This is a genomic window from Eubacterium sp. AF16-48, assembly GCF_003479405.1.
GTDB classification, from domain to species: domain Bacteria; phylum Bacillota; class Clostridia; order Lachnospirales; family Lachnospiraceae; genus Eubacterium_G; species Eubacterium_G segne.
The window spans coordinates 1-14,907 of sequence record NZ_QUHB01000011.1; the positions used below are offsets into that span (position 1 = coordinate 1).

The 14,907-nt window shown below is 33.8% G+C and carries 14 protein-coding genes and 1 tRNA gene; 13 read left to right on the forward strand and 2 right to left on the reverse strand.

The annotated features are described in order from the left end of the window. Positions 1–395: 395 nt before the first annotated feature. Positions 396–1,673, reverse strand: coding sequence for an AI-2E family transporter (locus DWW68_RS11040; protein ID WP_118589808.1), 1,278 nt, complete (start codon positions 1,671–1,673; stop codon positions 396–398). 224 nt (positions 1,674–1,897) lie between these two features. Between DWW68_RS11040 and DWW68_RS11045 the strand changes: the two genes are divergently transcribed. The 13 genes from DWW68_RS11045 (at position 1,898) to DWW68_RS11105 (ending at position 14,118) form a co-directional block, all read left to right on the forward strand. Further along, on the forward strand, positions 1,898–2,332 hold the full coding sequence (locus DWW68_RS11045) for a zinc ribbon domain-containing protein (protein WP_118589809.1): 435 nt from the start codon (positions 1,898–1,900) through the stop codon (positions 2,330–2,332). A 13-nt stretch (positions 2,333–2,345) separates the two neighbouring features. After that, positions 2,346–3,056 carry an SHOCT domain-containing protein gene (locus DWW68_RS11050; RefSeq protein WP_118589810.1) on the forward strand — a complete coding sequence of 237 codons (711 nt, stop codon included), beginning with the start codon at positions 2,346–2,348 and terminating at the stop codon, positions 3,054–3,056. Positions 3,057–3,230: 174 nt separating this feature from the next. Further along, positions 3,231–3,303 (forward strand) — tRNA-Lys (locus DWW68_RS11055). A gap of 300 nt (positions 3,304–3,603) precedes the next feature. Then, positions 3,604–4,425, forward strand: coding sequence for a hypothetical protein (locus DWW68_RS11060; protein ID WP_118589811.1), 822 nt, complete (start codon positions 3,604–3,606; stop codon positions 4,423–4,425). Between the two features lie 32 nt (positions 4,426–4,457). Then, complete coding sequence (locus DWW68_RS11065; protein ID WP_118589812.1) at positions 4,458–5,147, forward strand: hypothetical protein; 690 nt, start codon at positions 4,458–4,460, stop codon at positions 5,145–5,147. Positions 5,148–5,232: 85 nt separating this feature from the next. After that, a protein-coding gene (locus DWW68_RS11070; protein ID WP_243053105.1) for an IS3 family transposase occupies positions 5,233–6,809 on the forward strand; the annotation gives its coding sequence in 2 pieces (ribosomal slippage) (positions 5,233–5,692 and positions 5,692–6,809; 1,578 coding nt in all). Between the two features lie 112 nt (positions 6,810–6,921). Next, positions 6,922–7,317 (forward strand): hypothetical protein, encoded by a 396-nt coding sequence (locus DWW68_RS11075; RefSeq protein ID WP_118589813.1) that lies wholly within the window; start codon positions 6,922–6,924, stop codon positions 7,315–7,317. A gap of 359 nt (positions 7,318–7,676) precedes the next feature. Next, positions 7,677–8,408: a DUF6273 domain-containing protein gene (locus DWW68_RS11080; protein WP_118589814.1), complete on the forward strand. Its 732-nt coding sequence runs from the start codon at positions 7,677–7,679 to the stop codon at positions 8,406–8,408. Next, positions 8,395–9,147: a hypothetical protein gene (locus DWW68_RS11085; protein ID WP_118589815.1), complete on the forward strand. Its 753-nt coding sequence runs from the start codon at positions 8,395–8,397 to the stop codon at positions 9,145–9,147. Before DWW68_RS11080 ends, DWW68_RS11085 begins: the two co-directional genes overlap by 14 nt. A 135-nt stretch (positions 9,148–9,282) precedes the next feature. Then, on the forward strand, positions 9,283–9,615 hold the full coding sequence (locus DWW68_RS11090; protein WP_118589816.1) for a DUF2007 domain-containing protein: 333 nt from the start codon (positions 9,283–9,285) through the stop codon (positions 9,613–9,615). A gap of 160 nt (positions 9,616–9,775) precedes the next feature. Beyond that, positions 9,776–11,671 (forward strand): ABC transporter ATP-binding protein, encoded by a 1,896-nt coding sequence (locus DWW68_RS11095; RefSeq protein WP_118589817.1) that lies wholly within the window; start codon positions 9,776–9,778, stop codon positions 11,669–11,671. A gap of 1 nt (position 11,672) precedes the next feature. Further along, positions 11,673–13,508 (forward strand): ABC transporter ATP-binding protein, encoded by a 1,836-nt coding sequence (locus tag DWW68_RS11100; protein ID WP_118589818.1) that lies wholly within the window; start codon positions 11,673–11,675, stop codon positions 13,506–13,508. A 364-nt stretch (positions 13,509–13,872) separates the two neighbouring features. Further along, positions 13,873–14,118, forward strand: a complete 246-nt coding sequence (locus DWW68_RS11105; RefSeq protein WP_118589819.1) for a hypothetical protein — start codon at positions 13,873–13,875, stop codon at positions 14,116–14,118. 184 nt (positions 14,119–14,302) lie between these two features. Here the strand turns inward: DWW68_RS11105 and DWW68_RS11110 are convergent, their stop codons facing one another. Continuing rightward, positions 14,303–14,905 (reverse strand): metallophosphoesterase, encoded by a 603-nt coding sequence (locus tag DWW68_RS11110; protein ID WP_118589820.1) that lies wholly within the window; start codon positions 14,903–14,905, stop codon positions 14,303–14,305. Between the last annotated feature and the right edge of the window lie 2 nt (positions 14,906–14,907).

A 14,907-nucleotide genomic window follows, 5' to 3' on the forward strand; every position in this document is an offset into this window, starting at 1 on the left:
TGCCTTCATCGGCTGAAGGAGATGAAATAAACCAGGAAAAGATTGATTTCATAGGGAATTCCCGGTAGGAAATATGCCTTCATCGGCTGAAAGAGATGAAATAAACCAGGAAAAGATTGATTTCATAAGAAATTCCCGGTAGGAATTATACCTTCACCGGCTGAAAGAGATGAAATAAACCGGGAAAAGATTGATTTCATAAGAAATTCCCGGTAGGAAATATGCCTTCATCGGCTATATGAAAAAAGGCAGTTGAATTGTAAAAAAATTACAATCCAACTGCCACAATCTACAAGTTCACAATCTACAAGTTCACAATCTACAAGTTCACAATCTACCAATTCACAATCTACCAATTCTTACATCCCCCGGCTTCTTGTATCATTATCTGTATTTTAATCTTCCGATTTAGTTTCTTCCTTATTACTATTCTTATTCTTGTTCTTATCCTTATCCTTCCCTTTGCGGACCTTTTCATTTTTAATAACCGGCAAATTAATATTTTTCTCGGCAAGTTTCTCGTTTACATGGTCTTCCATTAATCCGGTAATAACGGCAACACAAGGAACACCAAGCAACATACCGGGAACACCTGCAAGCCATCCACCTAAAGTAATGGCAAATATTATCCACAGCGGACGCATACCTGTGGAATCTCCCAGAATTTTTGGACCAATAACATTTCCGTCAAGCTGCTGAATAACAATAATCAGTATGCCAAATATGAGACCACTTTGAAGAGAGTAAATGCACAAAAGAAGGGCACTTGGAATTCCCCCAAGGAAAGGGCCAAAGTATGGAATCATATTGGTAATGCACACAATGATACTTACTAAAAGGGCACACTCGGCAAAACCGGAAACATTAAAAAGGCTGATTATTATCATGCTAATAAAAGTTAAAATCCCGATAATAAGGGAATCAATCATTTTGCCATCAAAAAAGTCCATGAAAATTCTTAGAGACCTTTTAATAATATTCCATATCTTGTTGGCACGCTCATATTTAAAAGTAGCAAAAACAATACGTTTAATTCCACGTATCTGCATTTTCTTATCAATAAGAAGATAGCAGGAAACGATAATTGCAACAATAAGATTAAATACAAATTTAATAACAGTAACACCGGTTACAACAATGGTAGTGGTGATATTTTTTATAAAATCACTAAGAAAACTTTGCAGAGTTGAATCGGCACTGGTTATGGTATCCTGTATATATTTAAGATCCAAATCCGGGTACTTTTCCGATAGTCTGTTTAAAAAGTCCATAATGGAATTAGCCCATGAAGGCATTTTCTCCAAAAGCTGGTTCAAACTGTCAATTAATTCAGGAATAAGAACAGTAAGTCCCAAAGCTGTTGCGCTTAAAACAATGCCATAAGATACAAAAATTGCCAACATTCTGTTTAAAGCATCATTTTTTATATGGAAAAACTTTTTGAATACCTTTTTTCGCATCCAGGAAACTAACGGATTAATAAGGAAAGCAATAAGTATTCCTATTAAAAAAGGTGACATGGCAGATAAGAATGCGTTGAGAGTGGCTGAAGTTGACTCCCAAAAGAAAACGGCGCGCACTAAAACCGCCATAATAAATACAGATACGATGCAGTAAATTGCAATGGTAAAATATCTGCTGTTGACTTCAAATTTATTTTTTTTATTGTCCATAAAACTTTTTCTCCTAAAAGCATAAATTCATAATTGTAAGTATCTATTTGAACATTATAAATAGTATAAAAATAAAAAACAATAATTATAGGAAGAAATATTTGTAAAGAAATAAAAAAACTTAAAAAATCCGTAAAAGTAAGACGATTAATTTTTAAGGAGACACACGTGTGTACCTATGAAGGAATATAATTAGGGCATAAAATCAAAGGAGGAAAGAAATAATGAAAAAATGTCCAAAATGCGGAAAGGAAGTAATGGATAACATTAACGTGTGTACAGCTTGCGGAGCAAAAATAACAGAAAGCAAAGTCAAGGTGGAAAAGAAGGAGACAACTCCGGCTTACGGCGTTATCACGGGGGTTTTAGCCATAGCAGGCATTTACCTGATAGCAAATGTATGGTCACTTTTAGGAGCGTTGGTGTATTTTGTGGGCTTTGGGATGGCATTATCAGAAATTAAAAAAGACAAGGATTTTTCAGATAAGAATTTCGGAGATTTTGCAAAAAAAAGTTTTAAAAAACAGAACATTCTGAAAAAAGGAATCCCTGCAATAGTGGTTGTAATAATGCCATTGGTAGTAGCTTATGGAATTTACGGATGGATTATATTGGATTCCGTAAGAACAGCACAGCATATAACAGATTTGATAATGTAGGGAAGGTGAAAAAATGGGATTGTTTGGAAATGACAAAATAGATGGAATGTTTGAAAAAGCCAAGGAAACATTAAAAGACACTACCGACAAAACAAAGAAAGCCTTTGCGGAATCCTCGGAGCAGATGAAACAGCATAATGCAGAGAGTAAAAACATGAAGGCACCTGTGGAGGGAGCAATAATCCGCTATGGTGTTACATATAATGGAGGTTTGGCAAAATATCCTAAGGCTCAGTCAGGGGAGATAGGGTTAAATGTTTTGGAGGACTGTTTTTATTTGAAACCTACAATGACAACGGTGGAGTGGTTTGAGGAAATGGCAATTCCATACGAAAAAATAAAAAAACTTGAAATAGTAGAAAGAAAAATAAGCAATGCAGAATGGCTTTTAAGTAGTTCACGTTCTGATATGAAAGCCATGGAGCAAAAAAATAACATTGAAATATCCTACATAGACAGCGATAACAAGAATCAGTTAATACGTTTGGAAATGCTAACGGGAGTAAGTATATACGGACAGGCTGGAAAATGCGTGGAATTTATGGACGTGCTAAGGCAAAACGACATTCCGGACAAATTCATAAAGGAAACAACCCAAAATACCACGGAAGCACAGGTGGATGTACTAGGGCAGATAGAAAAATTATCTGAATTAAAAGAAAAGGGGATATTAAGTGATGAAGAATTTAATAGCAAGAAGAAGGAATTGTTGAAAAAGCTGTAATAACCGTTAAAAAATTGGAAATAATAACTGCTAAATGAGAAAATAACAGTGATTTTTTGTGGCAAATCACAAAAAAGAAAATAAAATGAAGAAAATGTAAAAAATTACTTGAAATTATTAAAAAACTGTTATATAATAGCATTCGTTCCGTTAAAGAACAAAGACATAGGTTTTGCGCCTCTAGCTCATTTGGTAGAGCACCTGACTCTTAATCAGGGTGTGCAGGGTTCGAGCCCCTGGAGGCGCACTTGCGGGTACCGTTTCGGACATTAAATTGCCTGGGGTGGTACTTTTTTTGTGCGTTAGCAATGAGTCACATAAAAAAACATCATATATAACGGCCTGTATGCTTGCATACAAGACGTTATATATGATGTTTTTGATGCGGCGAATGCCGCATCAGCGAGATGAAGCGAAGCGAAATCGAGCTGAATGTGACTCATAAAAGTAGTGGGTAGGAAGCGGCGAATGCCGCATCAGCAAGATGAAGCGAAGCGAAATCGAGCTGAGTGTGACTCATAAAAGTAATAAGAAAGAGTTTCAAACAATGAAGAAAAAGATAGTGATTGCTTTAGTTACAATAATACTTTTAATTTTGGCGTCAAATATAGTCATACATACTCATTTAAATAAAAGTTTATTTCAGTTTTTCTTTTCAAATAATGAAAATCAGGAAAGTATTGTTAAAAAAATATTAACACAGGGAAATCAGAAAATAGAAATTGATAATTATATTATTTCTCTAGAAGAAAGCTTATGCGAAAAGAATACACAATTGGGGTATTTAGTATTCTCAATTTGCGATAAAAATGGTAACAAAGTTGAATCTAATATAAATGACTATAATAAGACCATAAAATCATTTGGAAAAGACGGACGATTTATATTTGAATATGAAGCATCGGGGACTTTTAATAAGTATGCAGAATATGCAAATAATAAATTATTTGTTTATGCATCATTTGACATTAGCACAAATGATTCAGAAAATATAGATTTAAATAATTGTATTAAAATAATTGATACAAAAGAAAAGGTTAATAACGAATATAGACAATATACTTTCGATTTAAAATTTAGTGATAATTGTAGAAAATATAAATATAATGATAATATTTTATATGTTTCACCTTTAGGATTAAGACTTCTAACAAACAATGAAATGACTGATTTGAATGTTGTTATAAAGGGCGAAAATGATAACATTATCAAAAGTCTTAGCAATAATGATAATATGTTTAGTAAATCCGGTTGTAAATTTAACGGTACAACCAAAGTTCAATACACTAATCAATTTGATGATTTAATCGATTTAGGTATGATAAGAAATGTTTACATTAATGAAGAAGAGCTTGTAGAAATTAAATAAGTTTACTACAAAACTATGAGGCAAATAGCTTAATGGATTATAATAATCAAAAGATTTTAATCGATGATTATACCATTTTGCTAAGACAAACGTTATGGGATAAAAAAACAGGAATTGGCTATTTGGTTTTTGAAATTACAAAGAAAGATTCAAAACCGGAGATTAAATTAAACAAGTTTGGACAATGCATAGGATTGGGATTTGGTGAAAATGACAGGTTTAGCATCGAGAATACGTCATCTGGAAATAGAAAATATGAGTATATAGGGAATAGTCTTTATGCATACATATCGTATACTGTTGATATTAGTAAGCAGGATGATTGCAAAATATATATATTCGATAGAAAAAATGGAGATTATGAAGATTGTGCAAAAAAATATTCTTTTGAATTAAAAGAAACAACAAATGTAAAGGAATATAATTATAGTAATAATAAAATCATTATTTCACCTTTAGGAATGGCAATAGAGAACAATGAGAAACATGGTAGTTCAAATAGTTTAAGTGAACCAAAAATAAAGATTGTTTTTTATCTGAAAGATGGCAGAAAAAAAGAAGTTTTTAACACCACAACAGGATTAGAAACCGAAGGTTTAGGGGAAATTCATAGATATACTAAGGATAAAGGTTATTATAATATGTATCAGGTCGTATTCAAAAAAATATTCGACATTGAAAAGATAGATAAAATTGAATTTAACGGAGTAGTTATAAGTTAAAATTGTTAAGAACCCTCTAGCGTAGGGTAGTTGTCACCCACCTCCCAAACTGATATGATAAGTATCAGAAGGACAGGTGATTGCTATGAGTTATAACAAATATCCAAAGGAAATGAAGGAAGCCATAATAGCAAGAATGCTTGAAGGTGATGAAACCGTAACAGACATCCAGCGAGATACAGGAGTAGGGATCAATACTTTGTACAGATGGAGAGATCAGGCTAAGCATCAAAAGGGCTTATCAGCAACAACAAAATATAAGAATGCAGATAAATGGAGCAGTCAGGATAAGTTCATGGTTGTTCTTGAAACTGCAAATTTAACAGAGATAGAGTTTTCGGAGCATTGCCGTGAAAAAGGTGTTGATCCGGAGCAGGTTAAAGAATGGAAAGAGGCTTGTATAAACGCAAATGATAACGCAAGGGAAAAAGGCACACAGGCAGGCAAAGAACTCCGCGCAGAACGTAAAGAAAAGGAAAAGTTAGAAAAAGAGCTTGCCAGAAAAGAAAAGGCATTGGCTGGAGCAGCTGCATTATTAGTGCTACGAAAAAAAGCAGATGCGATTTGGGGAACGGACGAAGAGGACGAATGATCAACGCTTCAGATCGCAGACAAGCAGTAGAGTTGATCAAAGAAACAGTAGATTCAGGAGCAGCATTGTGTAAAGCATGCGCAGAGCTTGGAATCAGTAAACGAACATATAACCGCTGGAAGAATACAGACAGTGATTATATAGACAAACGCACGATATGTGCAAGACCAGAGCCGGCGAATAAACTGACTATGGAAGAAAAAGAGAAGATATTAGATGTATGTAATTCTGAAGAGTTTGCATCAAAAACACCAAGTGAGATTGTTCCAATACTTGCAGACAGAGGAAGCTATATAGCAAGCGAAAGTACATTTTACAAAGTGTTAAAGGAAGCAAAACAGTTGACTCATAGAGGACGGGAGCAACGGAAACATAAGAGACCAATATCAATCCACAAGGCAACGGGAGCCAATCAGGTTTGGATGTGGGATATCACATACTTAAATGGACCAATCAAAGGAAAGCATTATTATCTGTATATGTTTTCGGATTTATACAGCAGAAAGATTGTTGGTTGGGAAGTTTGGGAAAGTGAAGACGCAAAGCATGCAAGTGAATTGGTGAAACGAATTTATCGGGATGAAAAGATATATATCAGAAATATGCAGAAAGAGTCATTGGTGCTACATTCTGATAATGGAAGTCCGATGAAGGGAGCAACAATGTTGGAAACATTGTATGCACTGGGAATTACACCATCGAAAAGCAGACCTCGGGTAAGTAATGATAATCCATATGCAGAGAGTTTGTTTAAGAAATTAAAATATGTGCCGAATTTTCAGCCTCAAGGTTTTGCCACACTGACGGAAGCGAGATTGTGGGTAAAGCGATTTGTGGAATGGTACGATAATGAACATCGTCACAGTGGGATAAACTATGTGACACCATCACAGAGACATATGGGATTGGATCAGGAAATTTTAAGGAAGCGAAAAGAGGTTTACGAAAAAGCGAAAGAAAGACATCTAGAAAGATGGGCAAGAGAAACCAGAGACTGGAGTTTTTCAGAAGAAGAATGGCTAAATCCAAGACAGGAAGCAGAAACGAAAAAAGAGACAAAAGTCTCGTGAAATTAAAAGAAAGGAAAATCGGGTAGGGTGACAACCACCCGAAAAAATTCTGGGGAGGCTGTAAAGGAAGTTGGAATTACGTATATGTAGAATTATCAAAGTAGGAGCATATATGAAAAGAGTAGGTTTATTAATAGGTTCTATTGCCATACTTATTGTATTGGGAATGATATTTTGTTCAAAAATGACCGATACAAAGGTATTACATATTTCTCGTGAAGATGTAACTCGTATTTATATTGTTGATGGAAATACAGGAAATATTACAGACGTTGAAGAGAATTATTTTGGTGAAATGTATGAAGCAATAGATAGTTTGAAATTAAGTAATAAAATGAAAGTTGACAGTACGGGCTGGAATAAAAAAATAGTTATATGTGGTGATAATAATGCAGAGGAGTTAGTCATTAACACACCTACAAAAATAATCTTGTCTGGATATTTTTATGATATAGATTCAGAGCAAGGAGAAAAAATAATGAACATCGTTAATAAATTTTCAAAATAAAATATTTTAAATGGTGAGTAGAGTAAAATGTTACATCTTCAAAATATAAATAAAGTATATGGCATTGCCTGTAATTCCTAGTAAACATGAACAAATCTTATTGTGTACTCTTTCTCAGAGGTAGATCCTATGTGGATAGCAGTCCCTTTGGACGGAAGTCTTGCAGACGGCAGGTGTACAAAATTGAAATTTGTACACCTGTTTTACTTACGAGATACGTTTTCGGTAACATAGAATAAAATAAAACTCAAGTATTGTATTATTGAATTAATTATTTATAATATGCATTATTGTACCAATACATAAATAAGCAACTGCAAATTGTTGGAATAGTTTTGCTCAAATGGAGGAAAGAGAAAATGAAGAAAATATTTCAAGTATCTTATCTAAGCATTTTAACTTGTCTTATGATGTTTATCTTATCTTCTTGTGGTTTTGATAAAAATAACGCAACCATATCAGATATTTCCTATGATAATAATAAAGATGAATACGAAGTATATGTTAAAGAAAACGGTAAGTATGTGCCATTTCTTGTATTGCAGAGCGATTATCAAGATGGTAAAACTTTGTTGCTACGAAAGGAATGTTTGCCGGAAGTACGTAGATTTAATGATTACAGTTCGTATTATGAGGACAGTGAAATTGATCAGTTCTTAGGCAATGAATACATAACGTATTTAGATGAAATGAGTGATAAGGTAGAATCAGTTGACATTATAATAGCTGCTAAGGAAGCACTAGTTAAATGTGAAAATATTTGTAATCAAATTAACAGAAAAGTATTTTTACTTTCACTTGAAGAACTATGTTTAAGTGGAGAGTATGATGTCATAGAGGGTGAAGAAATAAAATATTTTGAGAACTATCATAATAGATTATGTTTGTTAGATGGAAAACCAATCACGTGGATGCTAAGAACACCGGATAATTATGCAGTATCTTTAAATTACGTTTATACGGGAGAAAATAGGTTAACAGCACAAAATGCATTTGACAGTGCAGGAGTAAGACCGGCGTTCTGCATAGATTCATCAACAAAAATAGTGTATGAAAAATATAGTGGAGGAAAGAGATTTGTTGTTAAGTAAAAAGAAAAAGTTTCTGTCAATTATGGGGTGTATTATTTCGCTAATGCTTATAGTGGGAATGTGTGTTTTCACATTTTCTTATAATGATAAAATATCAGAATTAATGATATCAGGAAATGAAGGGGGTACTATGGAGAAAGAGGTTGAAGTACATACCAGGAATGTACCATCAGTGTTGAAAACGGCAGCAACTACTATTAAAGAAATGGATCAATGTAAATGTTATCCATCAGAAATTATAATTTTATGCGACGGAAATAAAGTTTTGGATAATAGTTCGTTAGTGTCAATAAATGCATATTGTGAAAATAGTAAGCATTGGATATCAGTATCAGGGGAAAATGAAAATTCTGTTACTTTGTGTGGGTATTCTAAAAAATCAGATAAAAAGATAGTTCTGAATTTTAATGATAAACCTACCATAAATGATGGGGTTCAGGTGGTTTCTAAACTTACATTAATGGAATGGTCAGAGGTACTGAACGGCCTGGATTTCAAAGTGGTTTATCCTGAGGGCAAAAGCAGTGATGGTTATACAATTACTAAGGGAGATACATTTTGGGACGATGCAGAAAACAAAGAGGTATACGCTATGGCAGAAGATGCATTTGCATATGATATAAAGACAAAGAAAACTGTTGGAATTACTAAAAGAGAGGTGGAAAAATTAGAAATCAGGGAATGCATAAGTATCATAAACGATGAAAACAAAGCCGTGTCGGTAGTTGTAAAATATTAAACAGATTTATAAGTAAATCGTTATAAGTAAATCCAATCAACCCCTACTTGCACTAACACCTGGTATCTGCTAAAATTTGTATTAGCAAAAACAACTTACATATAAAATTTTAGAAATACTTAACGGAGGGAAGAAATGAAAGAAGTATATTCAACAAATAATGAAGTGGAATTACAGATGCTCGTAGGCTTGTTAGAGAGTTGCAACATTCAGACAAATGTTCGTGCAGGAGGAGCCGGGGATTACTTCAGGGTAAAAGGCTCAGATGTAATGATATACAAGAGCGTTCTGGTTCGTGATGAGGACTGGGAAAAAGCAGTAAAAATAGCAAAAGATAATGGATTTGAAAAAAAGAAACAAACGGTAAAAAGAGGAAAAGGAGAAGTCTGGTTAGGTCGGATTTTGCTGGTTATATTCGTTGCAATTTTTCTGGTAAATGTTTACATGGCCGTGGCAGATTATTTATAAAATTATAAAAAACGTATATGATTATTTGAGGCACAGGTCAGCTTGTGCCTTTTATTTTTGCATTAAAAAGAAGTTCTTCTAAATCATAATCCACCTTGTATAAAAACGTTACATTTGTTAGAATTGGTATAAGTAAAAGAATTTAATAATAAGGAGATTTATGGAAAAACAGAAGACATACGGGTTTTTAAATAATTTTATATATGCCCTGAATATTGAGAGAAAAAGCAATTTAAGATTGCTGGCAATCACATTAATTAAGCCTATAGGAGACATAGTGGGAACTTTGTTAAATTCATATGCTCCTAAATATGTGTTGTCATTTATTGAGAATGATTTGCCCCTTAAAACAATAATTATTTATACAATAGTTATTTGCCTGATAATGTTGATTTTTGATATTATCAGCACTTCCTGTTACAACAGCTTTGAGTTTGAATACCGGAAGACAGAGGGCTATGTTGAAAAGAAGAGAATGGACAAGCTATTTCACACTGATTTTAAAAATATGGAATCCCCGGATTTTCTTGATTATGTCCAAAGAGCGAAAACAGCAGTTACCAGAGGAAGTGGATTTCATGGAGTGTTATATGAAAGCAGAAATTTTATAGCTCAGGGGACATTGATGATTTTGTCAGCCGTGTTAATCGGTATTCAAAATTTACTGATGATGGTATGTTTTATTATAATATCATTTGGAACGGCAAAAATATTAACCTATTTCACGAAGCTTGATAAGGAAAAATTTTCTGATGCCATGGCGCCTACATGGCGTAAAATGACTTACTTAGAGTCAACCACTAAGAATTTTGATTTTGCGAAGGATATCAGACTTTTTAACATGTCAAATATTTTCCAAAGAAAATTAGATGACGTAAATAACGTTTACAATGTTAAAAACAAGGAACATCATAACAGATGGATTGTGTGTAATGTTGATATGGAACTGATATTACTTATTCAGAAGGTTCTTATGTATACATGGCTTGTTTATAATGTTGTTACAGGTGCGTACCAAATATCGGATTTTGTCCTTTATGTGGGATTGGTAACAACTTTTCATAATTCAGTGGGATATGTTAACTGGATTTATTCAAGTATAAGAGGCAATTGTCTTATGATTAATGATTACAGAAATTTTGTAGACTGGAAAGAGGATAAAGAAACATCGGATGAAAAGGACGGTCATATTACAGATATAAATCTTAATAAGTTTGAATTTAGATTTGAAAATGTAAGTTTTAAATATCCGGGACACGATAATTATGTGTTAAAGAATGTTAATCTAACCATTAAGGATGGAGCAAAACTGGCGGTAGTTGGTGTCAACGGTGCCGGGAAAACTACTTTCATAAAACTTATGATGAAGTTATATGAACCAAGTGAAGGCAGAATCCTTTTAAATGGCATTGATATAAAAGAATATAACAGAGAGGAATATTTTAAACTGTTTTCACCTGTATTTCAAAATGTGGAAAGCTTTGCAATGCCGATTTATCAGAATATTTCCTTTGCCGAGGAAGACAAAACAGATATGAATAAGATACATAAGGTATTAGAGCAAAGTGGATTAAGTGAAAAAATCAACTCTTATGAAAAAGGTGTACATACCAATTTATTAAAAATATTTGATAAAGAGGGAATTGATTTATCAGGTGGTGAAAAACAGCGACTTGCTATGGCAAGGGCTTTGTACAAAGATGGAAAAGTTGTTATTTTGGACGAACCTACAGCAGCACTTGATGCGTTAGCAGAAGACAGAATGTATCGTGAATTTGAAAACATGATAAAGGGTAAGACGGCAGTTTTCATATCTCATAGATTAGGAAGTACAAGATTTTGTGACAAGATTGCAATGTTTGAAGACGGAGTGATTGTGGAAGAGGGAACTCATGAGGAATTAATGGCAAAGAATGGAAAATATGCATATATGTTTGGCATTCAGTCCCAGTATTATGAGGAAAAACAAAAAAATAGCGATAATGCGGAAAGTACCAAAACAAATAATAATGGGGATGCAAAAGCATTGAAAGTTGAAATGGAAGGAGGACAGTAGTATGAAAAATAGTAAAGAAAGTATCCGATGCTTTAAGTTTTTTGGAAAATTCGCATGGGAAAATGATAAAATGTATTATATGTTTCTTATAGTAAACATTATTATTAATTCCGTGTCTCCTTTTATTACAATTTTAGGAACCCAGTACCTTATTGATGAAATTGCAGATGCATCTAAAAGAAACATGGGGTGGATTGTGTTCTGGGTAGCCTTTATTTGTGGCGGAAACTTTATTTGTGCAAATGTGAAGAAGTGGACAGGAGAAAACATCTCTAAGATTTGCGAAAAGTTTGACAGAATACTTAAAACCAATTTGTGTATGAGTTGCGTTAACATGAAGTTTCAAAATACAGAGGACACAGATGTTTTAGATATTATTAAAAATGCGGAGAGAGCATTAAACGAAACAGGGCAGGTTAACGGTCTTATTACAGCACTGGCAAACATAATTACTAATTTCTTTGTAGCATTGGGAGTTGTAGTTCTTGTTTGTACAAGGATTCCGTGGCTGATGATTCCGGTAATTATTTCCTTTGCAGTAAACTCCTATACTACATCGAAAGTAAACAAGGGCAGACGTAAATTCTTCAAAGAAATGAGCACGGTGGAAAGAGGCAGTACATATTTTAATACTGAATTGCAGGAAAGCAGATATGCCAAGGACATTCGTCTTTATGATGCATCAGAAATATTTGAAAATAAGTATGATGGGTATGTGGATAGAATATACAGGATAAGTAGAAAATATCACATGAAATTTTTAAAATATTGGGATGTAAACATTATATTTTGTGCTATAAGTGATATGGCAATTTATATATTGCTGGTGGTAAATGTTTTTAAAAAATATATTTCTATCGGTGAGTTTTCAAGTTTGTTTGAGGCAACGGGTGAGTTTGGATATGCAATTAGAAAAATAATTAATTCATATTTGGAGATGAATTACACATCTTCAGTTCTAAAGTTCTATATTGATTTTGTTGAAAGTGTAGCTGTTGAAGACAATGAATTTGATAAAACAACAGTAGAAAACGGATTGTCAGACAATATAACATTGGAAGAAACAGAAGATATTTTGGCAAAAATTAATAAGTGTGAAATTGAATTTAAGAATGTAAGCTTTAAATATCCAAACACGGAAAAGTACATTCTTAAAAATGTATCTGCAAAAATCAAGGCAGGGGAACATATTGCCATTGTAGGACAAAACGGTGCCGGAAAGACAACCTTCATAAAATTACTATGTCATCTATACGATAATTACGAAGGAAAAATATTAATAAACGGCAGGGAAGCCGGAGAGTACAGTTTCATAGAATATGTAAGGCTGTTATCTGTGGTATTTCAGGATTTCAGACTTTTTGCTTTTACGATTAAGGAAAACGTAACAGTTTTTGAGGATAAAAATGTCGATTTAGAAGAAATATACAAAATTGCCGGAATTGAAGAATGGATTGGCAGCCTTGAAGATAAAGATGAAACCCATATTTACAAGATGTTTGTGGAAAATGGTGTTGAACCATCAGGAGGGCAGGGTCAGAAACTTGCCATCGCAAGGGCATTATATAAGAATGCACCAATAGTCGTACTGGACGAACCTACGGCAGCTCTTGATCCTATTTCTGAATATGAGGTTTACAAAAACTTTGACAGACTAGTTCATGGGAAAACGGCAATATACATTTCTCACAGGCTATCATCTTGCAGATTCTGCGACAGAATAATAGTTCTTGAGAATGGCTTGGTAGTTGAAGAGGGAACTCATGAGGAATTAATGAAAAACACCAGAGGCCTGTATTTCAATATGTATAATACTCAGGCAAAACATTATAATTAAAATGAAAGGGCTGATACTTTGATGATTAATCATTAGAGTATGGCTCTTTTATGTATTTTACAATGGGGAAGAAGAAAGACCGGAAAGGGAAGTACTTAAATTATCTGATGCATTTCAGGTTCCTGTAAAAGAGGGAAAGTTTGAGTGGACTGCTGTAGTATTAAATATTAATCACGGGCATAATCAAAAATTACTTGAACAGTGTTCAATTTTAGGCGAATATGGTATACTGATTGGGAAAATAAGAGAGTTTCGGCAGGACGCTCAGGAGCTAAAAGAGGCAATTGTAGAAGCAATTGAGTATTGTATAAGTAATGACATTTTAAAGGAGTTCCTGCTGGAGCATAAATCGGAGGTGACGGATATGCTCAAAATGGAATATGATGAGGCAAAAACCATGGCACACATACGGGAGGACTCCTACGAAGAAGGCGAACAGGCAGGGGTGGAAAAAGGAACAGAAATAAAACTTATTGAGATGGTTTGCAGGAAGCTAAGTAAAAACAAATCGGTTGAACAGATAGCAGATGAACTGGAAGAAAATATTGATAATATAAGAAGTATATGTGAGGTAGCACAAAAATTCGCACCGGAATATGATAAAGAATAGATTTATGAAAGTATAAAAAAGTAAGGTATCTAAAGTTGCAGTTTCATTGGTAGAGGAGAAAAAAGTGAAAAATAAAATGGTGATAAATATCATAAATGAAGGAGACTCAACATATAGTGTGGAGTATGTGGAAAATTAAAAAATGATTTTTTACGCAAAAAGGCTGACTCGGAAATTTTCCGAATCAGTCTTTTTGTTCCACTTCTATAATACATCTTTCGCAACCGTTGACTATAATAGTGCCCTGATACTCATCATAGCGTTTAAATTTGCTGGTATATGATTTATGTACATGACCGTGTAAAAAGTATTTAGGGTGATACCTATCCATTATTTCCCGAAATACTTCAAATCCCTTATGAGGAAGGTCTTCACCATCATTAATTTTAAGAGCAGGGGAATGAGTGACTAAAATATCAATTCCCTTATGCCGGAAAATCCTGGGTATAAGCTTTTTAAAACGTCTTCGCATTTGTTTTTCCGTATATTGATACGGACCTGTGTGATATTTCATGGAACCTCCAAGTCCCATAATTCTCAATCCATCGTGTACATATATGCGGTCATCAATACAAATACATCCATCAGGAGGGGTATCCTTGTAGCATCCATCGTGATTCCCGTGTACATACAAAACAGGAACATGAGAAAGGGTTACAAGAAAAGATAAATATTGAGGTGCCAAATCACCACAGGATATAATCAAATCAATGCCCTTAAGTTTGTCCTCAGAGTAGAAATCCCAATAATAAGGGGATTCTACATCTGCAATTACTAATATTTTCATTT

Excerpts from the sequence above, each read along its gene's own strand:
- DWW68_RS11110 (WP_118589820.1), bottom strand. The coding sequence starts at position 14,905 with ATGAAAATATTAGTAATTGCAGATGTAGAATCCCCTTATTATTGGGAT.
- DWW68_RS11100 (WP_118589818.1), top strand. The coding sequence starts at position 11,673 with ATGAAAAATAGTAAAGAAAGTATCCGATGCTTTAAGTTTTTTGGAAAA.
- DWW68_RS11060 (WP_118589811.1), top strand. The coding sequence starts at position 3,604 with ATGAAGAAAAAGATAGTGATTGCTTTAGTTACAATAATACTTTTAATT.
- DWW68_RS11040 (WP_118589808.1), bottom strand. The coding sequence starts at position 1,673 with ATGGACAATAAAAAAAATAAATTTGAAGTCAACAGCAGATATTTTACC.
- DWW68_RS11105 (WP_118589819.1), top strand. The coding sequence starts at position 13,873 with ATGCTCAAAATGGAATATGATGAGGCAAAAACCATGGCACACATACGG.
- DWW68_RS11050 (WP_118589810.1), top strand. The coding sequence starts at position 2,346 with ATGGGATTGTTTGGAAATGACAAAATAGATGGAATGTTTGAAAAAGCC.
- DWW68_RS11075 (WP_118589813.1), top strand. The coding sequence starts at position 6,922 with ATGAAAAGAGTAGGTTTATTAATAGGTTCTATTGCCATACTTATTGTA.
- DWW68_RS11090 (WP_118589816.1), top strand. The coding sequence starts at position 9,283 with ATGAAAGAAGTATATTCAACAAATAATGAAGTGGAATTACAGATGCTC.
- DWW68_RS11045 (WP_118589809.1), top strand. The coding sequence starts at position 1,898 with ATGAAAAAATGTCCAAAATGCGGAAAGGAAGTAATGGATAACATTAAC.
- DWW68_RS11065 (WP_118589812.1), top strand. The coding sequence starts at position 4,458 with ATGGATTATAATAATCAAAAGATTTTAATCGATGATTATACCATTTTG.
- DWW68_RS11080 (WP_118589814.1), top strand. The coding sequence starts at position 7,677 with ATGAAGAAAATATTTCAAGTATCTTATCTAAGCATTTTAACTTGTCTT.
- DWW68_RS11095 (WP_118589817.1), top strand. The coding sequence starts at position 9,776 with ATGGAAAAACAGAAGACATACGGGTTTTTAAATAATTTTATATATGCC.